Origin of the sequence: Sinomonas sp. P10A9 (assembly GCF_041022165.1) — a bacterium.
GTDB lineage: Bacteria > Actinomycetota > Actinomycetes > Actinomycetales > Micrococcaceae > Sinomonas > Sinomonas puerhi.
Window position 1 is genome coordinate 4,219,024 of sequence record NZ_CP163302.1, and the last position, 20,269, is coordinate 4,239,292.

Below are 20,269 nucleotides of genomic sequence, written 5' to 3' on the forward strand. Positions count from 1 at the left end.
GATCGTGTGCATGACACCTGAGGCACAGCCTTCCCCCCGTGCGCAGAACGCCCGCCGACGCCTCTGGACCATGCTCGCCGTCGGCGCCGTCGTCCTGATCGCCGTCGGATTCCTGTGGTCATGGTGGGTTGCGCCCGCCGCCGGCTGGGGCGCGGCCGCGCTCATCTACGACATCTGGGTCTGGACCGTCATCGCCCCGATGGACACCGAGAAAACACGGATCCACGCGCGCATGGAGGATCCCCGGCGGTCCACACGAGACTTCCTGATCCTGTGCGCGAATGCCGCAGCGATCATCGCCGTCGTCTTCGTGATCGGCAACGGGAGCAACGCGCCCAAGGGCGAGAAGATCGCGCTTGCGGTCGTCGCCCTGACAGTCGTCGCGGCGTCGTGGCTCATGCTGCACACCCTGTTCACGCTGAGGTACACAGAGCTGTACTACGCGGCGCGGCCCGAGGGCGGCATCGACTTCAACCAGGAAGAGTCGCCGCGCTACACGGACATCGCGTACATGGCCTTCAGCCTCGGCATGACCTACCAGGTCTCGGACACGGCCATCAAAGACCACGCCATCCGTGCCGAAGCGCTCAAGCACAGCCTGCTCGCGTTCGTGTTCGCCACGCTCATCCTCGCCACGACGATCAACCTGGTCATCAACCTCGCGAGCTGAGCAATTCCCACCTCAGGACGCCCTCGAGCCACGCGGCAAACCGATCGAGGCCCCACCCTGCGTCGCGGACGAGCGCGTTGAAAGGTCCCGCTCCCCCGTACATGAGCACCAGCTCGAGGGCGTCCTCCCGCGCGAGGCCCGGCCGGAGGCCGAAGCGCTCATCGAGGAACGCAATGATCTCGGCGTAGCCCTCGCGCCGGAGCCGCTCGTTGTAATCGCGGACAGCTCGGGCCTCGGGCTCATGCCGAGCCTCCCGCGCCACCTCCTCAATGCCGGCAGCCCGGGCCTGGATCTGGGCATTGCCGAACGCGAAATGGCCGAGCAGCTCCTCGCCGCTGCGGGCAGTCATGACCGCCGCGTAGAAGGGCTGCTCCTGGGGTGGGCGCGGATCATCATCCCCGAGCACGGCACGCGTGTAGCAGGCCTGGAGCAGCTCGGGCTTGGTGTGGAAGACGAAGTAGACAGTCTGGACGGCATACCCCGCCTCCCGCGCGATGTCCGCCATCCGCGTGCCCGCGTAGCCCCGCTCAGTGAAGAGCTTCGCCGCCGCCACGACGATGGCGTGACGGGTCTGTGCCGACTTCTCGCGGCGGGCCGACGACGCGGAACTCGCGTGCTCCGGCATCTTGACGCACCTCCTCTGCAGACGCACACTGAGTGATGTAAGTCACTAGAGTATACCTCTAGTGAACGTCCCCAGCAGGTCCTTCCAGAAGGTGAGTCCCATGCCAGTCGCCATGGTTTCCTACGCCAATTCCCGGGCCGAATACGACTCAGTCCCCGGAGTCCTCGACCCCAAGCCCGACGGCCTCCTCGTCCACGCCGCGAGCGAACTGCCGGACGGCCGCATCCAGATCGTCGACGTATGGGAGAGCCAGGCGGCTTCCCAGAAGTTCGCCGAGACCACGCTGTTCCCCGCCTTCCAGAGCGCGGGCGTGCTCGAGCAGATGATGTCCGGCGAGCAGCCCGTGGCCTACGAGGCCTTCGACTTCGTCCAGTAGGCCGCGGCCCCAGACCGGCGGTTCTTCCGGGGAGGAATCCCCAGCATCAGCCCCGGAAGAACCGCTCCGCGACGCGCGAGAGGCGCCACGGGTCCTGCACCCCGGCGAGCTCGCGCGCAGAGTGCATCGACAGCAGCGGCACGCCGACGTCCACGGTCCGGATCCCGAGCCGCGTCGCCGTGAGCGGGCCGATCGTCGAGCCGCACGGCACGTCGTTGTTCGAGACGAACTCCTGGTACGGCACCTCGGCCTCGGCGCACAGCCGCGCCCACAGAGCCGCACCCGGCGCGTCCGTCGCATAGCGCTGGTTCGCGTTGATCTTCAGGAGCGGGCCGCCGTTGAGCAGCGGGTGGTTGGCCGGATCATGGCGCTCGGCGTAGTTGGGGTGCACGGCGTGGCCGGCATCGGCGGAGACGTGCCACGAGGCGGCGAAGGCCCGACGGCGCTCGCTCGCCGAGGCGTCGAGGCCATCCGCGATGCGGGCCAGCACGTCCTCGAGGAACGGGCCCGAGGCGCCCGAACGGGAGGCCGAGCCGACCTCCTCGTGGTCGAACGCGGCAAGCACCGGAATCGGATCGGTGGAACGGGATGTCGACTCGGCTCCTCCGCCGCGGCTCCGCTCCGCTCCACTCGACGAACGCCCCTCGACCACCGGATTCGTGTATTGCCCGATGAGCGCCACGAGGCCCGCGTGGACCGAGGACAGGTTGTCGAGCCGGCCCGAGGCGAAGAACTCCCCGTTCGCCCCGAAGATCGCCGGCTCCTGCGTGTCGGCCACGACGACGTCATACCCGCCGACCCGCGCCGGGTCGAGCCCCGCGGCCTCGGCCAGGACCGCGACCAGATCCGCTCCGGAGGGGTCGCCGAGGCCCCAGACCGGGTTCATGTGCTGCTGCTTGCCCAGCACGAGGCCCTCGTTGACCGCACGGTCGAGGTGGATGGCGAGCTGCGGGAACCGCAGGAGCGGGCCGGACGCGGCGAGGTGCTGCGCGCCGTCGTGCGTCACGAGACGACCGGCGAGGCGCAGCTCGCGGTCCAGCCACGAGTTCAGCAGCGGGCCGCCGTACACCTCAACGCCAGCCTGGAGCCAGCCGAAGCGACCGGTAGTGGGCTTGGGCTTGAGCTTGAAGGAGGGCGAGTCGGTGTGTGCGCCGAGGATGCGGAAGGGCGTGGTCGGGCCGGCGCCGTCGGGCAACGTCCAGGCGATGAGCGCGCCGTCGCGGACCACCGCATAGCCGCCGGGAGCGCTCGGCCAGGAGTCAGCCTCGTCGAGGATCTGGAACCCCGCCTCGGCGAGCCGGCGCGCGCCCTCCGCGACGGCGTGGAAACTCGACGGCGAGGCCATGACGAAGCGGCCGAGGTCAAGGGCATGCAGATGCGCGGCGGTAGGCATGGCCCGAGTCTAGCCAGCGGGGAAGCGGCGATGACCGCTGACGGCTTCGGGAGGCCGCGTCAGCGGGCGGGCGGCTCTGGTCTGCCCAGCATCCCCGCGAGACCCTCGACTGGCCTCCACACGAACTGTTTCCCGGCCTTCGAGCGCACCATGTACCCGAGCCGGACCAGCTGGGCGAGGTCCTGGCGTGCGGTTTCCCCTGAAACGCCGTAGTGGCCGGCGTACGCCCTGGCGGTGACCGTCTCGGAGTCTCGCACAGCATCCTCGATGGTCTGGAGCTGACGCTGGTTGAGCTCATGGGCATGCTCACGCAGGGCTGAGCGTGCCGATCGGAGCTCGCGCCCCTTGGCATCGAGGTAGTTGTTAAGCTCGCGGATGGCCCGCAGGATGACGTCGACCTGGAAGTGCACGAAGTAGGTGAGGTCACCGTCGTCGTCCTCGGTGTGGCGATAGGCGAGGCTGTAGCGCGACGGTGCCTTGCGCAGGATCTTCGAGATCGCCACGTACTGGCTCAGCCAGTAGCCCTCGTGGAGCATGCTCCAGTAGAACAGCGCTCGGGCCGTGCGTCCGTTGCCGTCGGCAAAGTAGTGGTCGTAACCGACCATGAAATGCACGACGACGGCCCTCACCACTGGGGGCAGGTACACGTCCGGCTCGAGCGTCCCGTTGGCGAAGTCACATACGCGTTGAAGGCGCTCGGGCAGCTGTTCGGCGGGCGGCGGGGTGTGCACCTTCACGTCGTTGTCCCAGACCGCGACCCGCTCGACGTCCGGGGTCTCGAGCCGGCCCGCGTCGTCGGGGTCTTCGAGCGTCCCATCGGTAAGGATGCGATGAAGCTCCAGGACGAGATCCGGTGTGAGCGGCTGTTCCGCGACGTCCCGGATGCGCTGCATCGCCGCATAGTTGTTGACGATCATGAGCTCGGACTTCGTGGCCGGTTCGCGACCCGAATCCAGCATCTCGCGGGCCACTCGTCGCGACGTCGAGGCGCCCTCAAGCTGCGATGAGGTAATGGCCTCCTCGACGAGCGAGCGCACGATGAACTGGTTCCGGTCAGAGGGCCCCAGGACGTCCTCGGGCAGGCCCAGCCGCCCCCCCGTCTCGCGAGCGATCCGTTCAGAGGCCTTGAGGGTCCGGTCCGTGAGGACCAGGCCGAACGGTCTCCCGTCCGCCTGTAGCAATCCGAGGTCACGGCGGCGTGCGCGGCGGGATAGCACGAGGGCGGCCCACCACAGCTCGTGGTCAGCATCGCTGCCCAGGAACGACGGGACGGTGCGGTATCGCAGCTCGTCCCACGGAAGGTACGCCGAATCATCGAGTTCCGGACTGAACAAGGCGCTGACGTGGTTCATGGCACGTTCCATGTACGTGTCCGGATGAGGCGGACGCATCGGCAGCTTCACGCAATCTCCCAGTTTGCTCCAAGTAGAACTTGAACTTGGAGCGAGTCTACCCTCCTCCAATTTTGTTCCAAATGGACCTCGTACTTGGAGAAGCAGGAGCGAAGCTCCAGCGGTTCTCAGGCGCCGTACCGGGCCACGAAGTTGGCCAGGATCTTCTGCGGCTCGGTCACGAGCACTCCGCGGGCGCGCTCCTTGACCGACTCGGCCTCGTGGGGCGGGAAGTACCCCGAGTGCCGGTACGCGTCGATGCGCCGCTCGAGCCCCGTGTGGTCGAGTTCGGGGTGGAACTGCGTCGCGTAGAGGTTCTTCCGGAAGCGGAACATCTGCACGGGGCACGTGTCAGAACCGGCGAGCAGCGCGGCGTCCGGCGGCAGGGTGCGCACGGCCTCCTTGTGCCCCACGAACGCAAAAAACGCGGGGTCGAGGCCCGCGCAGATCGGGTCGTTGAGCCCCACGGCTGAGAGCCTCACCTTGACCGCGCCCACGGGCTCGCCGAAGCGACGGTCGACGACGGCACCCCGGTGAGTGCCCAGGATGCCGACGCCGTAGCACGCCCCCAGGAACGGGAAGTCCGCGGCGACGATCCGGTCCAGCAGTGCGCGGATCTCGGCCTCGACGCGGATCTGGACCGGTCCCTTGTCCTCGACCGGGTCCGACGCGGTGAACGGGCTGCCGCCGAGGATCACACCCGAGTAGTCCTCGAGCCGAATCTCCGGCAGCGACGCGGCTTCGGCCCGAACCCGATGCAGCTCGTCCGGTGCGAGCCCGCTGTAGGCGCAGAAGGCGCGGTACTCGTCGTCGGCCACCTCGTCATGGTCGCGGGCGGCGAGGAGCAGGAACGGCCTCATGGACTCATTTTCCGTTCCATTGGGTGTCCACGGAAGGCCGCGGAAGGCCGCGCCCGCTCCCCACGTCGGTTTCCCGCCAGGGTCTGCCCTGCGTCAGTCCCGGGCCGCCGTGTCCTGCCCTCCTCGCGCCACGGCTCGCCGGACAAAGAACGCCAGGCCCACGACGGCGGCCACCGCCACCACTGCGATGACAAGCCACAGGACGAGGCCGTCGTTCGAACCGGACGACGCCGGAGCCGCCGACGCGGGGCCGCTGGCCGCCGCGCTCTGGGCACCCGCGCTCGCGGCCGCCGACCCGCTCGCCGCGGCCTTCGCGGTGAACGTGAAGGTGCCTTCGATGGGGTGCGAGTCGGCGGAGACCACCCGCCACACGACCGTGTAGACCCCGGCCGGTGCGCCCGGCTTGATCGGCTGGGTGACGTTGGTGTCCACGATGTTGGCGGGGCCGTTGGAGACGTTGGTCCCCGACGGATCCTTGACCTGGATCTCCGTGCCGATGGCAATCGGCGTGTGGTCGAAGGTCAGGACCACCGAGTCAGGCACCGTCTGCACGGTGGAGCCGTCTGCCGGGTTCGTCGACTCGATGACGTCGTGGGCCTGGGCGGCCGCCGCTGCGGGCAGCAGCATGGCGGCCACGAGGAGAGCGGCGGTCGCGGCCTTCCTCAGCACGGTGAGCGAGGGGATGCGCATGGTTCCTCCTACTTTGCGGCCTTGCGGCGTCCGGTCAGGACAAGGGCCAGGGCCGCGGCGCCGAGGACCGCCCCGAGCGCGCCGAGGCCCAGACCCCAGGCCCCGGTCGCGTCGCCGGTCTGCGAGGCCGGGGCTGCCGTCGCCGGGCTCGCCCCGGTCTCGCCGGACGCGGTGGGCGGGGCCGAGGCCGTGGCGGACTCCTTGGCGTCGTCGGCCGCGGTCGTGGTGAACGACGGCGCGGGGTGCTCAGGCTCGGCCTGACCCTCCTGGGCCTCCTCGTCCCAGTTCACGACGGTGCCGTCGGTGTACGTCTGGGCGGTCGGGAGGGTGACCTTGGTCCCGGCAGCGGGGAGTCGGCCGACGGAGAGGGAGAAGGCCTGGTACTGGTTCTGGCCGATCTGGTGGGCGTCGTCGTTCGCGGTCCAGACGACCTCGGTCGGGGCTTTGGTCACGGTCGCGCCGGCCACGGTGACGGGCTTGGGCAGATCGGAGGTGACGACCTGCGCGGTCCAGCCCTCGACCGGCTTGACCGAGACGGAGGTGAACGGGGTGTCGGTGGGGAGCTTGACCTCGAGCTTGTTCGTCTTGGCCGTGGCCGACTCGTTGGGCATGTTGAACGTCAGGTGCGAGTAGCCGTTGGCGCCGGTGTCATCGGGGCTCACCGTGACGTGCGCGTTCGCGGCGGCCGCGCCGGCAACGATCAGCGCGGCGGTTGCGGTGACGGTGCCGATCGCCGTGGCGGCGCGGCGGAGGGTGTTCTTCATCATGTGCTTGGCCTTCGGGTGTGGTCCCACCGGCGCGCTCGCGCGGGTGGGCAGGGGTGAGGGAGGCCCGCGGTCTGCGGGGTGTCGTACTGTGCCTCGAGCGGTAGACTCAGGCGGCGCACGACGCCGGCGGGCCGCGCAGCGCTGGCAGCCGCAGGCCGCGCTGGGGTCCAGGGGGGCTCTCTCGGGTGACGGCTGGCACCGTCGGCACCGGGTGGAGCAGGGGGAGGACGAGGACCCGCACCAGAGGGCGCAGCCAGTCGCGCAGCGTCCAGAGGGCAGTCTCCCCCTTGGCCAGCAGCAGCGCCGTGGCCACCGTCGCGATGACGTGCGCAATGAGCATCGCCACGCTCTCGGCCTGCGCAGGGCCTCCAGCGCCGTGCGCGGTCGCGGTGCCGAGTACATGGACGTGCCCGGCGGTCGGGGCGTAGAGAGGAACGGTCCCCGAGGACTCCGAGAGGGTGGAGAACGCCTCGTGGAGGAACAGCTGCCCAGAACCGAGCAGGGCCAGCATCGTCGTCGTCCGCACCCTGCGAGCACACAGCCAGACGGCTGGAAGGAGCGTCAGCGCGAACAGCCCGGCGGCGATGAACGGATCGGGCAGGCGCCCGGCCGCCGCGGTATGGGCGGCGGCTGCGAGGACGAGGGTGGATCCGGCGACGAGCCCAGCTCGGGAGAGCCTGAACAGCGCACGCATCCCCGCACCGCCTTCCGTCCTGTGCCTCCGGGCCTGGGTCCCCTCCACTCTACGTACAGCCGGGCCTCTGCGGGCATCCGCACACGGGGGTACTGGGCTTCGCTGGGAGTTTGCTGACAATATGTCCGTGAACCTTGATGCAGGCTGGGAGAACTGAGAGGCTCTCACCAGTCGGTTGACGGGTTTTGTAATCCAGTGTGAATCCCTCGCGATCCGACCGTACATGTCAGCGCTATTCTCCCCACCCAGGAGGGCACTTGATGAGGAAGATACTCACCGCAGCGGCCGCAGGTCTGCTCCTCGCCGGCGTCGCCACCACGCCAGCGTGGGCAGCACCCGGCCCGAACCCGCAGTCGGACCACTCCATTCAAGTCTGCGCGACGCCCCGCGCCGGCGACGCTGCGTGCCATGCGCGGCAGGCGGTGGACGCAAACGGCCACCCGATCGCCAACGCGACCACGCCGCCGTCGTCCGGTCTGACCCCCTCCCAGCTCAGGGACGCATACAAGCTCACTAGCGCGGCCTCGGGCGGCAAGACCGTGGCGATCGTGGATGCGTACGGCTACCCGAACCTTGAGGCGGACCTCGGCGTCTATCGAGCCCAATTCGGCCTGCCCGCGTGCACGACGGCCAACGGCTGCCTGAAGGTGATGAACCAGAACGGCGGCACGAGCCTCCCGCGGTTCAACACCGGCTGGGCGCAGGAGCAGTCGCTCGACGTCGACGCCGTCTCTGCCGCGTGCCCCGACTGCAAGATCGTGGTCCTCCAGGCCAATTCGGCGTCGTTCGCCGACCTTGGCACTGCGGTGCAGACGGCCGCGAAGCTCCCCGGCGTCGCAGCGATCTCGAACTCGTACGGCGGCTCGGACGCGGCCGACTCGACCTACGGCAACTACTACAACTTCCCGGGCATCGCTGTGACGGCGAGCGCCGGCGACAACGGCTACAAGGGCGCCTCCTACCCGGCATCCTCGAGCTACGTTGTGGCGGTGGGTGGAACCTCGCTCAACTCAGCGCCGGGTACCTCACGGGGCTGGAGCGAGTCGGTGTGGAGTGGGACCGGCTCGGGCTGCTCGAGCCTCAACGCGGCCCTTTCGGCGGCATCCTCGTCCAACACAGGCTGCGCCGGACGCGCGATGAACGATGTCTCCGCTGCCTCGGATCCGAGCAATGGCGGGCTCGCCGTGTACTACCCGACCTCGAAGACTTCCTCGACCTGGGGCCAGTTCGGCGGCACGAGTGAGGCCTCGCCGATCATCGCCTCGGTCTATGCGCAGAGCGGCAACACCGGCTCCGCCGCGACCGGAACGTACGCGAACTCGATCCCGTACGCCCACACGTCGAGCCTGTTCGACGTGGCTTCCGGCAACAACGGCACCTGCCCGACCACCCAGTGGTGCACGGCCGGAGCCGGCTGGGACGGCCCCACCGGGGTCGGCACGCCGAACGGCACCGGGGGCTTCTAGCCCCAACGATGCGGGGTCACGTCCCCCGGATGCGGGGGCTACAGTGCGGGATCGGGCACGACGCCGGCCGCTCGCCGCGCCGGGTGGTCGTCGGCAAGGCGCGGGCCGGCACCGAGGACCGTCTCAAAGCGGACGTGTCACGAATGTTCACAGGGCCTCAGGACTCAGCGCGCAGCCCGTCCTATCTGCTCCAAGGAGGACGCGCGCGCGGAGCAGAGCTCGTCAGAAGTCCGGGTTGCTCGGGATGATGAGCCCGGTCTCGTAGCCGTACACGACGGCCTGGACGCGGTCCCGCAGGTGCAGCTTGGTCAGGATCCGCCGCACGTGGCTCTTGACGGTCGCCTCGGAGAGGAAGAAGCGGTGCGCAATCTCGGCGTTGCTCAGGCCCTCGCAGATCGCCCGGAGCACCTCGAGCTCGCGCGGCGTGAGGTCCTTGAGGAGGGGGTCGAGCGCGGGGTCCGACTCGGCAGGCTGGCCGGGCGACGCGCCGCGCACGTAGGTCTCGAGCAGGCGCTGGGTCACGCGGGGGCTCACGACGGCGTCGCCGCTCGCCACGAGGCGCACTGCCTGGACGAGCTCGGCCGGAACAACGTCCTTGAGCAGGAATGCGGAGGCGCCGGCCTGAAGGCCCGCGAAGGCGTACTCGTCGAGATCGAAGGTCGTGAGGATGATGATCCGCGCCGCGGAGTGCTCGGCCGCGATGCGCCGTGTGGCCTCGATGCCGTCCATGACGGGCATCCGCACGTCCATGAGCACCACGTCCGGCGCGAGCGAGCGCGTGAGGCGCACCGCCTCCTCGCCGTTGCCGGCCTCGCCGACCACCTCGATCCCGTCCTCGGATTCGAGCACGAGCCGGAAGCCCATCCTCAGCAGCGGCTGATCGTCGACGAGGAGCAGGCGCAGTGGCGCGCCGCCGTGCGCCACCTCATGCGGTCGTCCGGCAGGGTCGGCCTCCATCCGGTGCGCCTCGTCCATCAGCGATCCCCCTCGATCCAGTGGAGTTCGGTCTCCACGACCCATCCTCCTCCAGGCCGCGGACCGGCGTGTAGTGTCCCCCCGTACAGGGCGGCCCGTTCGCGCATCCCGGCGAGTCCCCCGCCGGTCCCGAGGCGAGGCTCCGCGCCGTCGTGCGTCCCGCCGTCGTTCTCGACCCGGATCCGCACGCGACTGCCCTCCCGCTCCACCGTCACGTCGACCCTGCCGACGCTGCGCCCGTACCGCAGGGCATTGGTGAGGGACTCCTGGACGATGCGGTAGATGGCCAGCTGGAAGGCCGGATCGGGCGGCGGCGGCGCGCCGGTGAGAGTCAGCACCGCCGGCAGCCCCGCCGTTCGGAAACCGGCCACGAGCGCGTGCAGGCTCTCCATCCCTGGCGTGGGCGCGAGGCTGGTCCCGGGGTTCTCCCGCAGGACGCCGAGCACGCGCCGCATATCCGCGAGTGCCGTCCGGCCGGTCCGGGACAGCTCGCCGAGCACCTCTTGGGCCCGTTCCACGTCCTTGGGCGCGACCTTCGCGGCGCCGTCGCTCAGGGTGACCATGACCGTGAGGGAGTGCGCGACGACGTCATGCATCTCCCGCGCGATCCGATTCCGCTCCTGGACCGAGGCGAGTTCGGCGCGGCGCATGGCCCAGGCCCTGACCTCGGCCTGGTGCTCGCGACTGCCCCGCACCCACGCGCCGAGACCGGCTGCGATGACGTCCATGAGCAGCACGGACACGGCCGCTACGAGGCCAACGTACCGGGCATTGGCAGAGATCTCGGGGCCGTGCGGCGTGTACACGAACGCGTAGTACACCGAGGCAGGCACGGAGGCGAGGAGGGCCGCGCCGAACGCGACCAGGGCCGGCGCCGCAACCGCCACGGAGTAGAGGGCGAAGAACATCGCCCCACTCATGACGGAGCTGTTCGGAGACTGGTACAGCAGGGCGGCATCGATCGCCACGGTGACGACAAGAACGGCCCAGGGCGAGCGCCGTCGGGCTCGCAGGGCGAGCTGCTGGACCGCGAGGAGCGCGAACCTCACCCAATGGCCCTGTATCGCGAATTCGGCGAAGAGTGGAAGCGTCAGGAGGGTCGCGGCCGCGACGACGATCCAGTCCATCGCCACCGGGTGGTCGGCCAGGTACGCGCGAAGGCGGCCCCGCCGGGGCGGGGCCGCGAGCACGAGGTTCTGCGCGGGCAGCGCTGGCACTTTCCCTCCTGGCCTGTCCGGTCTCCTAAACGTCCCGCTGCTTGAGCGTTGTGAAGGCCGCCGCGAGCAGCACGACCACATAGGCTCCGAGCACCAGCGTGCCCTGCCAGGGCTCGAGGAGGGCGGTGTTGAGCGGCGCACTCGAGCCAGTCTCCATCATGGCGTTGGCCGCGTTCGTGGGGAGGTACTTGCGTGCCTCCTTGAAGAAGTCGCCCGGGATGAGCTGGAAGATGATCGGCAGGACGAACAGGAGCGCAACGAGGATCACGATCCCCCCCGCCGAGTTCCGCAGGAGCGCGCCCAGCCCGAGGCCCATGAGCGCCACGGCAGCGACGTAGGCGGCACTCAGGAGCATGTGCCGCTGAACGTCCCAAGAGGCCATATCGAGGTGGAGGTCATAGTTGCCGAGGATCGGCTGCGCCACGAGGCCGCCGAGGTACGCGCCCACGTAGGTCAGGACGAACCCGAGGACGACGGCGTACACAGCCTTCGCCGTCAGGACCGGCCAGCGCTTGGGTACTGCCGCGAAGGTGGCGCGGGACATGCCGGAGCTGAACTCCGCGCTGACCATGAGCACGGCCAGTGAGCCGATGATGAGCTGCGAGAACGAAACGCCGGCGCTCGGGAGCTGCGGGAGCAGGGAGGGCACGTCGATCGCCTCGCGCGGCCCAGTGGCGCCGCTGCGCTGGGCGTTGAGCGCCTGCCCGAACCCCCACGCCTGGAGCGCGGAGAAGCCGATCATCAGGGCGACTGCGCACAGCAGGAGGATGCGGGTCGAGAGGAGCGAGAAGAGCTTGATGCGCTCCGAGGTGAGGACGCGGACGAAGCTGGGGCCGGTCAGCACCGGCGCGGCCGCGGCGTGGGATGGCTTGACTGCGGCGCTCATCGGTTCGCCTCCTGGGTCTGGGTGGGCTCGAGACCCGAACCCGTGGGGTTGGATGCTGTGGGGTTGGATGCCGCCGTAGGGGCCGCTCCGGCCTCCGCGGCGTGCTTGGCGGTCGTGTGGCCGGCGTCGGGCCGGTCGGACCGGTACTCCACGTCGTCCTTGGTGAGCTCGAGGTAGGCCTCCTCGAGGCTGGCCGTCAGTGGGGTGAGCTCGTAGACGAGCACCCCATTGCGCAGGGCCGTCTGCGCGATCTCGCGCGGCTCGAGCCCGGAGACCTCGAGAAGCTCCCGCTCCTTGGTCTGGATGCTCACTCCCTCCCGGGCGAGGAGCCCCGCGAGCTGCTCCGGGGCGTCGGTGCGGACGCGGGTCCGTGCCTGTCCCTGGCCGTTGAGGATGTCCGCGATGGGAGCGTCCGCGATGATCCTGCCGCGTCCGATGACGATGAGGTGGTCCGCGGTCTGGGACATCTCGCTCATGAGGTGGCTCGAGAGGAAGACCGTGCGGCCCTCGGACGCGAGGTACTTCACGAGGTTGCGGACCCACAAGACGCCCTCCGGGTCGAGCCCGTTGACGGGTTCGTCGAGGACCACGACCTGCGGGTCGCCCAGGAGCGCGGCGGCGATCCCGAGCCGCTGGCCCATACCGAGGGAGAAGCCCTTGACCTTCTTTCGGGCGACGGCGCCGAGTCCGGTCATCTCGATGACCTCGCTCACGCGGGAGTTCGGGATGCCGTGCGTTGCGGCGAGCGCGCGCAGGTGGGTGTAGGCGGTCCGACCAGGATGGACGGCGCGCGCCTCGAGGAGCGCGCCGATCTCGCGCAGCGGCGCCTGATGCTTGACGTAGGGCTCGCCGTTGACGGTCACGCTGCCGCGGGTGGGCGCGTCGAGGCCCATGATCATGCGCATCGTGGTGGACTTGCCGGCGCCATTGGGGCCGAGGAACCCGGTGACGCGGCCGGGCTGGACGGTGAACGTCACGCCGTCCACCGCCGTCTTGTCCCCGTAGACCTTGGCCAGGTCTCTTGCCTGGATCATTGTGCCTCCTGGTGGCTGTTGCAGGCGGCGGCAGGTCGCCGTCGCCCGTCTCTCCCCGCTGCTGCTTCCACGCTAGTTCGGCTCACGGTGCCCAGCGACGCCCGCTGGGATGATTTCGAGCGGGTGCCGCCTACGCCCCAAGGATGACAATTAATCAATTCGTCGGATAAACCCCTGTACTTCGTTGTCCCCACGGGCTAGCGTTGTCTTGGGATCCTCGCGAGATTGCCCTATTCCCCAGCAAGATGACTGACCGAAGCCCGACAGGCGCATGGTGCGACCGGCGGACGGTCACTCGTGAGAAAGAAGAAATCCGATGCCTATCCTTCGTTCACCGCGGCTCCTCGCGGCCCTTGCAGCCTGCGCCCTCGTCACTGGAGCGTCTGCGGCCCCTGCCCTCGCCGACTCCGGACACACCGTCACCAACACCGTCACCCAGCACGGGACGTGGACGGAGTACGGAGACCACGACTTCTGCACCGGCGAGACCATCAACCCCACCATCACGGGCAACTCCGTCATGCACGTCACGTACTTCCCGGGCGGAGACGAAGCATGGGGAACGTTCACGACCGAGGGAACCGCGACCTTCGTCCAGCCCTCGACCCAGCTGGACTTCAGCGGCCGGGTCACGGTGTGGGGCAACTTCAACATGAACAACCGCAACTCGAACAGCACGTTCACCGCGAACTTCAAGGCCTCCGCAGTGGACTCGGCGGGCGTCACCCACTATGAGACGGGCCACGAGACGTTCCACATCGGCTTCAACGCGGTCGATCCCGGCACCCCGATCGTCATCGTCGACAAGATGAACGTGACCTGCAGCTGACTCGCGGGTGGACGGCGGCGCCACGGGGCCGCCGTCCCACTGCCCGTCCCCGGGATTTGCACAGCCTCCGCATAGCCCGGGCCCATAGTCTTCTCCCCGTGAATCGCCGAACCCTCGTGATCAACAGCGCCCTCGGGGCCGCTGCCCTCCTCCTGAGCGGGGGAATCTGGGCGACCGTGTCCGCAACCGCCCGTCCGGCGAGCACCGTGAGCAGCCGGACTACCCCCGTCGCACGCGCCTCGCTCCAGCAGACGGCAACCGCCTCGGGCAACGTCTCCTCGACCACGACCACAAGCGTCGGTGCAGGCAACTGCTCGGGCGCCGTCACCGCAGTGAAGGTCACGGTCGGACAGGCGGTCAAGGCCGGCGACGTCCTCGTTGACCTCGACCCCACCAACGCGCAGAACGCCGTGGACACGGCGCAGGCAGCGCTCGACGCCGCGAGCGCCCAGTCCGGCCAGCAGGCGTCCCAGCTCTCGAATGCGGTGGCCCAGGCCCAGCAGCAGCTCGTGAACGCGCGCCAGACCCAGTCGCTCGACTCCCAGCAGCAGGCCGCCGCGGTGGCCGCAGCGCAGAAGCAGGTCGACGCCGACCAGGCCACCGTCACCCAGGAGCAGGCCACAGCGTCCGCGAGCCCGACGAGCACGCAGGCCGCCAACGCGCTCACAGCGGCCCAGACCCAGCTCACCAAGGACCAGCAGTCCCTCACCCAGGCCCAGAACCAGCAGGCGTCCTCGGCCCTGAAGGACCAGCAGCAGACGGCCTCCGCGGGCGTCTCGCTCACGTCGGCGCAGAACTCGCAGGCCAACGCCGCCCCCGGGAACACGACGAGTGCCCAGATCGCCCTCACGACGGCCCAGAAGAACCTCACGGACTGCACGGTCAAAGCGCCCTCCGATGGCACGGTGACGGCGGTCGGCGCGGTCGTGGGAGCCACAGCGGCCTCGGGCGGATCGTCCTCGTCCGGCTCCTCGGGAGGCTCCACGGGCTCCGGCGGTTCAGCAGGCTCCGGCTCGTCGGGATCGAGCGGTTCGAGCGCGTCGTCGTCCTCCGCGGGAGGGCTCGTGACGCTCACCGACAGCGGGCACCTCCAGGTGGTCGCGGCGTTCTCGGAATCGGATGTCGCGGCGATGAAGGCCGGCCAGACGGCCACGCTCACGTTCCCTGCGCTCAAGGCCGACGTCGGTGCCGCGCCCGTGACCGGCGCAGTCACCTCGATCGCTGCGACGTCGACGACGACGAACGGCGTCGTGACCTATGGCGTGACGGTCTCGATTGCCAACCCACCCGCCGCGGTCCGCCTCGGCGAGACGGCCAACGTTGCCGTCACGACTGCGTCCGCGGACAATGCGCTCGTGGTGCCCACCCTCGCGATCACCACTACGGGCACCCGGCAGACCGTCACCGTCCAGCGCAACGGGACCGAGGCACCCGTGGTCGTGACGACGGGCGTCACCGCCAACGGCCGCACGCAGGTCCTCACGGGCCTCAGCGAGGGAGACGAGATCGTCCTTCCGAGCGTCACCGGCAGCACCGACACATCGACCCAGAACCCGCGCGGACTCCTCGGCGGCGGGACCGGCGGCGGTGGCACGGGCGGGTTCGGCGGGGCCGGGACCGGCGGTTCCGGGGGAAATGGCGGAACCCGAGGGGGCACGGGTGGCACAGGCAACTCCAGCACGGGCAGGTAGGCCGGGAGTGGGTTCCGACGCGGGTCAGCCCGGCTTCGCTCAGGCACCGGGACCCCGCCCGGTCATCGCCCTGAACAGCATCCGCAAGGTCTACGGCCAGGGCGAAGCGGAGGTCCGTGCGCTCGACGGCGTGAACCTGACCATCCAGCGCGGCGAGTTCGTGGCGATCGTGGGCGCCTCGGGCTCGGGGAAGTCGACGATGATGAACATCATCGGATGCCTCGACGCGCCGAGCACCGGCCAGTACCTCATGGACGCGATCCAGACCGGCGAGCTCGACGAATACCAGCTCGCACAGATCCGCAACCGCAAGATCGGCTTCGTGTTCCAGAGCTTCAACCTCATCCCCCGCACACGCGCCGTCGACAACGTGGCCATGCCGCTCGCGTACCGCAAGGTGCACCGCCGCGAACGCCACGAGCTCGCGCTCGAGGCCCTCGACGCCGTCGGCCTCTCCTCCCGCGCCGGGCACCTGCCCTCGCAGCTCTCGGGCGGGCAGCAGCAGCGCGTCGCGATCGCTCGTGCCCTCGTCGGGCAGCCGGTCCTCCTCCTCGCGGACGAGCCGACAGGCGCCCTCGACACCCGCTCCTCGCACGAGATCCTCGACCTGTTCGCGGAGCTGCACTCCCGCGGCCGCACGATCGTGATGATCACCCACGAGCCCGAAGTCGCTGCCCGCGCCGACCGAGTGGTGCGCATGCAGGACGGCCGCATCATCGAGGACTCCGTCTGGGCGTCCGTAGGACCGACGGAATCGGCAGTGGGCGGCGCCGCATGATCGCCGAGTCCATCCGGTTCGCCCTCTCGGGCATCGCGGCGAACAAGATGCGCTCCGTCCTGACCACGCTGGGCATCGTGATCGGCATCAGCGCCGTCATCACCCTCCTCGCGGTCGGCGCCGGTACCTCGAACCTGATCAAGGACCAGATCGGCAAGCTCGGCACCAACGTGCTGACCGTCAATCGCGCCGTCGCCACCGGCGGCCGGACCACGGGCGGCAGTGCGACGGCGACCCGCACCCGCTCGACGTCGCTCACCATTGCAGACCAGCAGTCGCTCGGGGATCCCGTGCTTGCGCCGGACGTAGCGACTGCCGCACCGGTGGTCCAGGCGCAGTCCGTGACGGCCACGCTGGGCTCCTCGACGCACTCGATCTCCTCGACGCTGGGGACCTCGCCCTCGTACTTCGGGATCACGGCGTTCACGGCCGCGGCGGGCCGCGTGCTCGACGACGCCGATGCGGGCCAACGTGCCGTGGTGCTCGGCAACAGCGTGGCCGCGGACCTCGCGCAGAACGTCGCCTCCCTCGTGGGTCAGACCGTCTCCCTCAACAACCAGGACTTCACGGTGGTCGGTGTCCTCGCGCCGAAGGGCACGAGCGGCCTCAACGACCCCGACGACGTGGCCATGGTCCCGATCGACACCGCACAGGGCACCTTCACGGGCTACACGCAGAGCCTGTCCTCGATCGCCGTTCAGGCCAAGAGCGCCGACGTCATGACCGAGGCGCAGAACGAGATCCAGCAGATCCTCGATGCGCGGCACCAGGTCACGAGCGACACCCGCGACTATCAGGTCCGCAACCAGGCCCAGGTGCTCTCGACGGCCACGTCCACGACGCAGACCCTCACGATCCTGCTCAGCGCCGTGGCCGGCATCAGCCTCCTCGTCGGCGGGATCGGCGTCATGAACATCATGCTCGTGACCGTCACCGAGCGCACGCGCGAGATCGGCATCCGCAAGGCGATCGGAGCGACGCGGGGCAACATCGTCCTGCAGTTCCTCGTCGAGTCCCTCATCATCTCGACGCTCGGCGGCATCGTGGGGATCCTCATCGGCTTCGGCGCCTCGAGCTTCCAGCTCTTCGGCATCCGTCCCGAAGTCCAGTGGTGGACCGTGTGGCTGAGCGTGGCCGTGTCCGCCGGGATCGGCCTCGTGTTCGGGATCTACCCGGCCAACAAGGCCGCCAAGCTCCGCCCCATCGACGCCCTCCGCTACGAATAGAGCACCCATGCGCGACCACACCCCAGACGCCACCGCCCCGACCGAGCGGATCACCACCGCGGGCCCCACGTCCCCGGTTCCGACGTCCCCGGTTCCCGCGGCCGGCGTCCCCCAAGGCAACGCCCCGCTGGCGCCAGTCCCCCCAGCCATGGCCGCACCCGCCGCCGTGCCGTGGGGCAGCCCGGCACCCACTGAGCCGGTCGACCTCCTGGGCACCCGCGAGGATGCCGTGCCGTGGGGCAGCCCGATGGCGAACCGCCGTGGCGAGGTCCCCCACGAGGGGCCCGTCGCCGCGGACGGCCTGCTCCCGGCAGGACCGGCCTTTTCCGCGGACTCGGTCGACGAGCCGTTTGTCCCCGCTCCGCGCTGGCGCGCCGGCAGGCTCACGAAGGTGCTCGTGGCGGTGTGCCTCATCCTGGCTGGCGGGCTGGGCGGGGCGGCCCTGCAGAAGGCCGTGGATGTGCGCTCCGGGGTGAGCGGGCGCGTGGGCCAGACCCAGTTCGGCACGGGGACGCAGAACGGAACGGGCCCCGGACAGACGGGCACCGGCGAGAACGGCAGCGGGTTCGGCGGCAGGAACCGCTCCTCGCAGTCACCGGGCAGCGCGCCGTCCTCGCCGCCCACGGCGGCGTCGGGCACTCCGTCGGGCGCGCCGACACCCTAGCCGCACCGAGAGGCTACCGCCCCCCGGCCGCTCCCCTGCCGGCGAGTAGGCCGTCAGCGGCGCAAGGGGTCCACGCTAACCGCGGACCTCGGCGGGCGCGCCCTCCTTGCGGGTCACACCAGCGAGCGCGAGGGCCACCAGGATGGGCACGAGGATCACGAGGAGCGCGTGGCGCAGGCCCAATTGATCGCCGAGGAATCCGAGGAACGGCGGCCCTGCAAGGAAAGCAATGTAGCCGATGGTGGAGACCACCGCGACGCGTGCGGCCGCCTTCCGTGGGTCGTCCGCGGCTGCGGACATCCCCATCGGGAACGCGAGCGCCGCTCCAAGGCCCCAGAGCACCGCGCCCACGGCCGAGAGCCAATATGTGCCTGCCAAGGAATATGTTGTGAGTCCGATCGCCGCGGAGACCATGCTGATCCGGAGGGCGGCGACCCTCCCGATCCGGTCGATCACGCGGCCGCCGAACCAGCGCGCGAGGGTCATTGCACCGACGAACACTGCGAACAGCCCGGCACCTGCGGACTCGCTCGAACCGAGCCCGTCCACCGCACCCTTGGAGATCCAGTCATTGCCCGCACCCTCGGTGAGGGTCGCGCCAAGCACAACGACTCCGATCAGCACCGTGCGCGGGTGCCGCCAGGCGTCGAGCATGTTGGGCTTAGGCCCACTGGCCTCGGGAACAGGGATCGCAGCGCCGGCGAGCTGGTCAGGCGAGCCTCCAGCCTCAGGCGCGTGCCCAGCGTCGTGCGGAAGGAAGTACCGCGGAACCACCGCGATGATCACCACGACGACCACCATGATCCCGAACAGGTGCAGTGGCAGCGCCACACCCGCCGCGCTCAGGCCCGCACCGACGAGCGCTCCGAGCACGGCGCCGCCGCTGAACGCCGCGTGGAGCTTGGGCATGATCGTGCGGCCGAGCCGGTGCTCGACGTCCGCGCCCCCGATGTTCTGCGCGACGTCCCAGAACGCGACCCCCGAGCCGAAGAGCACCATCCCGACCGTCACCACCCACACGGACTGGATCAGCAGGCCAGAGGCGATCACGGCTCCGGCCACGACTGCCATGGTCCCCCCGAACCGGACCGTGGCCTTGAGTCCGATCCGGTCCACGACTGCCCCCGTCAGCGGAAGCGACACGAGCGAGCCGATGGCACCCACGAGGAGCACGGCCCCCATCTGCCCCGTCGAGAGCCCGAGCGTTTCCGTGACGGACGGGATACGCGCGGCCCAGCTGGCGAAGATGAAGCCGTTCGTGCCGAAGACGATGAAGATCGCAAGGGCCGCGACGCTGACGGCGTCGCGGGACATGATGCGGGTGCTCATGGCGCCGCCACGCAGATCCCGTGGTGGGTGGAGGTGATGGTGGATCGCATGGGTCTACTCAATCACCATTTGGCGCGCCGCATCAGATCACGCCGCAAATCGATGGAGATAATCTCGCACAGCCAAAGTACTTTTCTAGCTACTTATCTAGTAAAGTAGTTGCATGCCCTCAGCCAGCCCCACCGCCCCCACGGACTACGTCGACGGCGTCCGCAGCCAGTGGAACCGACTCTTCCCGGGACTGGACACGGGCGCCGTGGACATCGTCGGGCGGATCAACCGCATCTCCCAGATCATCCAGCTCCGCAGCGACGCCGTGCTGGCCGCCAACCGCATCACGAGGGCCGAGTTCGACATGCTCTCGCTGCTGGCCCGCGCCGCGAGGCCGATGGCCCCTACCGAGCTCGCCGCAGAGCTGCTCATCTCCGGACCCGGCACCACCAAGAGGATCAAGAAGCTCGTGGACGCCGGACTCGCGGAACGTGAGGCCAATCCGCTCGACGGCCGCGGCACCCTCATCCGCCTCACCCCTCACGCGGCCAGCGTGCTTCGGCCCATCCTGGAAGACGTCCTCAGGCTCGAGGAGAGCCTGATCTCCGCCTTGGACCCCGCGGCTGCCAGCGCCCTGGCTGGGCACCTGCGCGCCCTGCTCTCGAGCCTCGAGCCGCAGTCCGGCGGTTCCTGAAGCCGGCCGCACCGACCCTCATT

Annotated in this window: 21 protein-coding genes; 9 read left to right on the plus strand and 12 right to left on the minus strand. The window is 69.6% G+C overall.

The features are described 5' to 3' along the window. The first annotated feature begins 10 nt into the window (after positions 1-10). Positions 11-670, plus strand: a complete 660-nt coding sequence (locus AB5L97_RS19415; protein ID WP_369045934.1) for a DUF1345 domain-containing protein — start codon at positions 11-13, stop codon at positions 668-670. Here AB5L97_RS19415 and AB5L97_RS19420 read toward each other — a convergent pair. Continuing rightward, positions 654-1,295 (minus strand): TetR/AcrR family transcriptional regulator, encoded by a 642-nt coding sequence (locus AB5L97_RS19420; protein WP_369045935.1) that lies wholly within the window; start codon positions 1,293-1,295, stop codon positions 654-656. The two genes, AB5L97_RS19415 and AB5L97_RS19420, sit on opposite strands and share 17 nt — an antisense overlap. 100 nt (positions 1,296-1,395) lie before the next feature. Between AB5L97_RS19420 and AB5L97_RS19425 the strand changes: the two genes are divergently transcribed. Beyond that, complete coding sequence (locus AB5L97_RS19425; protein WP_307958633.1) at positions 1,396-1,671, plus strand: hypothetical protein; 276 nt, start codon at positions 1,396-1,398, stop codon at positions 1,669-1,671. A gap of 46 nt (positions 1,672-1,717) precedes the next feature. On the opposite strand, the gene AB5L97_RS19430 is transcribed toward AB5L97_RS19425, so the two are convergent. The 6 genes from AB5L97_RS19430 to AB5L97_RS19455 form a co-directional block, all read right to left on the minus strand. After that, positions 1,718-3,064 carry a M18 family aminopeptidase gene (locus AB5L97_RS19430; protein WP_369045936.1) on the minus strand — a complete coding sequence of 449 codons (1,347 nt, stop codon included), beginning with the start codon at positions 3,062-3,064 and terminating at the stop codon, positions 1,718-1,720. A 59-nt stretch (positions 3,065-3,123) separates the two neighbouring features. Continuing rightward, positions 3,124-4,416 carry a Fic family protein gene (locus tag AB5L97_RS19435; RefSeq protein ID WP_369045937.1) on the minus strand — a complete coding sequence of 431 codons (1,293 nt, stop codon included), beginning with the start codon at positions 4,414-4,416 and terminating at the stop codon, positions 3,124-3,126. Positions 4,417-4,583: 167 nt separating this feature from the next. Then, entirely contained in the window at positions 4,584-5,315 is a 732-nt protein-coding gene (locus AB5L97_RS19440; protein ID WP_369045938.1) for a glutamine amidotransferase, read from the minus strand. A 93-nt stretch (positions 5,316-5,408) separates the two neighbouring features. Continuing rightward, the gene (locus AB5L97_RS19445) at positions 5,409-6,005 is read right to left on the minus strand and encodes a copper resistance CopC family protein (protein ID WP_369045939.1); all 597 of its coding nucleotides are present in this window, start codon (positions 6,003-6,005) and stop codon (positions 5,409-5,411) included. A gap of 8 nt (positions 6,006-6,013) precedes the next feature. Then, the gene (locus AB5L97_RS19450) at positions 6,014-6,769 is read right to left on the minus strand and encodes a YcnI family protein (RefSeq protein ID WP_369047478.1); all 756 of its coding nucleotides are present in this window, start codon (positions 6,767-6,769) and stop codon (positions 6,014-6,016) included. Positions 6,770-6,878: 109 nt separating this feature from the next. Then, a complete protein-coding gene (locus tag AB5L97_RS19455; RefSeq protein WP_369045940.1) occupies positions 6,879-7,466 on the minus strand; it encodes a hypothetical protein in 588 nt (195 codons plus the stop codon). 260 nt (positions 7,467-7,726) lie between these two features. Between AB5L97_RS19455 and AB5L97_RS19460 the strand changes: the two genes are divergently transcribed. After that, positions 7,727-8,932 (plus strand): S53 family peptidase, encoded by a 1,206-nt coding sequence (locus AB5L97_RS19460; protein ID WP_369045941.1) that lies wholly within the window; start codon positions 7,727-7,729, stop codon positions 8,930-8,932. 222 nt (positions 8,933-9,154) lie between these two features. On the opposite strand, the gene AB5L97_RS19465 is transcribed toward AB5L97_RS19460, so the two are convergent. Genes AB5L97_RS19465 through AB5L97_RS19480 form a run of 4 tightly spaced genes read right to left on the minus strand, consistent with a single transcriptional unit; the run spans position 9,155 to position 13,044 of the window. Next, positions 9,155-9,889 carry a response regulator gene (locus tag AB5L97_RS19465; protein WP_369047479.1) on the minus strand — a complete coding sequence of 245 codons (735 nt, stop codon included), beginning with the start codon at positions 9,887-9,889 and terminating at the stop codon, positions 9,155-9,157. 17 nt (positions 9,890-9,906) lie between these two features. Then, entirely contained in the window at positions 9,907-11,124 is a 1,218-nt protein-coding gene (locus tag AB5L97_RS19470; RefSeq protein ID WP_369045942.1) for a sensor histidine kinase, read from the minus strand. Between the two features lie 25 nt (positions 11,125-11,149). Beyond that, positions 11,150-12,010, minus strand: a complete 861-nt coding sequence (locus AB5L97_RS19475) for an ABC transporter permease (protein ID WP_369045943.1) — start codon at positions 12,008-12,010, stop codon at positions 11,150-11,152. Then, entirely contained in the window at positions 12,007-13,044 is a 1,038-nt protein-coding gene (locus AB5L97_RS19480) for an ABC transporter ATP-binding protein (RefSeq protein WP_369045944.1), read from the minus strand. Before AB5L97_RS19480 ends, AB5L97_RS19475 begins: the two co-directional genes overlap by 4 nt. Before the next feature lie 316 nt (positions 13,045-13,360). Between AB5L97_RS19480 and AB5L97_RS19485 the strand changes: the two genes are divergently transcribed. The 5 genes from AB5L97_RS19485 (at position 13,361) to AB5L97_RS19505 (ending at position 18,232) form a co-directional block, all read left to right on the plus strand. After that, entirely contained in the window at positions 13,361-13,873 is a 513-nt protein-coding gene (locus tag AB5L97_RS19485; RefSeq protein ID WP_369045945.1) for a hypothetical protein, read from the plus strand. 98 nt (positions 13,874-13,971) lie between these two features. After that, complete coding sequence (locus AB5L97_RS19490; RefSeq protein WP_369045946.1) at positions 13,972-15,564, plus strand: efflux RND transporter periplasmic adaptor subunit; 1,593 nt, start codon at positions 13,972-13,974, stop codon at positions 15,562-15,564. A gap of 7 nt (positions 15,565-15,571) precedes the next feature. Then, a complete protein-coding gene (locus AB5L97_RS19495) occupies positions 15,572-16,342 on the plus strand; it encodes an ABC transporter ATP-binding protein (protein WP_369045947.1) in 771 nt (256 codons plus the stop codon). Continuing rightward, complete coding sequence (locus AB5L97_RS19500) at positions 16,339-17,568, plus strand: ABC transporter permease (RefSeq protein WP_369045948.1); 1,230 nt, start codon at positions 16,339-16,341, stop codon at positions 17,566-17,568. Before AB5L97_RS19495 ends, AB5L97_RS19500 begins: the two co-directional genes overlap by 4 nt. Before the next feature lie 7 nt (positions 17,569-17,575). Beyond that, positions 17,576-18,232, plus strand: a complete 657-nt coding sequence (locus tag AB5L97_RS19505) for a hypothetical protein (RefSeq protein ID WP_369045949.1) — start codon at positions 17,576-17,578, stop codon at positions 18,230-18,232. 75 nt (positions 18,233-18,307) lie between these two features. Here the strand turns inward: AB5L97_RS19505 and AB5L97_RS19510 are convergent, their stop codons facing one another. Continuing rightward, positions 18,308-19,561, minus strand: a complete 1,254-nt coding sequence (locus tag AB5L97_RS19510) for an MFS transporter (RefSeq protein WP_369045950.1) — start codon at positions 19,559-19,561, stop codon at positions 18,308-18,310. A 163-nt stretch (positions 19,562-19,724) separates the two neighbouring features. Here AB5L97_RS19510 and AB5L97_RS19515 point away from each other — a divergent pair, with 163 nt between their 5' ends. Continuing rightward, positions 19,725-20,246 carry a MarR family winged helix-turn-helix transcriptional regulator gene (locus tag AB5L97_RS19515; RefSeq protein WP_369045951.1) on the plus strand — a complete coding sequence of 174 codons (522 nt, stop codon included), beginning with the start codon at positions 19,725-19,727 and terminating at the stop codon, positions 20,244-20,246. Positions 20,247-20,269 lie beyond the last annotated feature (23 nt).

Coding starts and splice junctions, on each gene's coding strand:
- AB5L97_RS19460 (WP_369045941.1), top strand. CDS start 7,727: ATGAGGAAGATACTCACCGCAGCGGCCGCAGGTCTGCTCCTCGCCGGC.
- AB5L97_RS19505 (WP_369045949.1), top strand. CDS start 17,576: ATGCGCGACCACACCCCAGACGCCACCGCCCCGACCGAGCGGATCACC.
- AB5L97_RS19515 (WP_369045951.1), top strand. CDS start 19,725: ATGCCCTCAGCCAGCCCCACCGCCCCCACGGACTACGTCGACGGCGTC.
- AB5L97_RS19425 (WP_307958633.1), top strand. CDS start 1,396: ATGCCAGTCGCCATGGTTTCCTACGCCAATTCCCGGGCCGAATACGAC.
- AB5L97_RS19510 (WP_369045950.1), bottom strand. CDS start 19,561: ATGAGCACCCGCATCATGTCCCGCGACGCCGTCAGCGTCGCGGCCCTT.
- AB5L97_RS19435 (WP_369045937.1), bottom strand. CDS start 4,416: ATGAACCACGTCAGCGCCTTGTTCAGTCCGGAACTCGATGATTCGGCG.
- AB5L97_RS19445 (WP_369045939.1), bottom strand. CDS start 6,005: ATGCGCATCCCCTCGCTCACCGTGCTGAGGAAGGCCGCGACCGCCGCT.
- AB5L97_RS19465 (WP_369047479.1), bottom strand. CDS start 9,889: ATGGAGGCCGACCCTGCCGGACGACCGCATGAGGTGGCGCACGGCGGC.
- AB5L97_RS19455 (WP_369045940.1), bottom strand. CDS start 7,466: ATGCGTGCGCTGTTCAGGCTCTCCCGAGCTGGGCTCGTCGCCGGATCC.
- AB5L97_RS19430 (WP_369045936.1), bottom strand. CDS start 3,064: ATGCCTACCGCCGCGCATCTGCATGCCCTTGACCTCGGCCGCTTCGTC.
- AB5L97_RS19415 (WP_369045934.1), top strand. CDS start 11: ATGACACCTGAGGCACAGCCTTCCCCCCGTGCGCAGAACGCCCGCCGA.
- AB5L97_RS19450 (WP_369047478.1), bottom strand. CDS start 6,769: ATGAAGAACACCCTCCGCCGCGCCGCCACGGCGATCGGCACCGTCACC.
- AB5L97_RS19440 (WP_369045938.1), bottom strand. CDS start 5,315: ATGAGGCCGTTCCTGCTCCTCGCCGCCCGCGACCATGACGAGGTGGCC.
- AB5L97_RS19500 (WP_369045948.1), top strand. CDS start 16,339: ATGATCGCCGAGTCCATCCGGTTCGCCCTCTCGGGCATCGCGGCGAAC.
- AB5L97_RS19480 (WP_369045944.1), bottom strand. CDS start 13,044: ATGATCCAGGCAAGAGACCTGGCCAAGGTCTACGGGGACAAGACGGCG.
- AB5L97_RS19485 (WP_369045945.1), top strand. CDS start 13,361: ATGCCTATCCTTCGTTCACCGCGGCTCCTCGCGGCCCTTGCAGCCTGC.
- AB5L97_RS19420 (WP_369045935.1), bottom strand. CDS start 1,295: ATGCCGGAGCACGCGAGTTCCGCGTCGTCGGCCCGCCGCGAGAAGTCG.
- AB5L97_RS19475 (WP_369045943.1), bottom strand. CDS start 12,010: ATGAGCGCCGCAGTCAAGCCATCCCACGCCGCGGCCGCGCCGGTGCTG.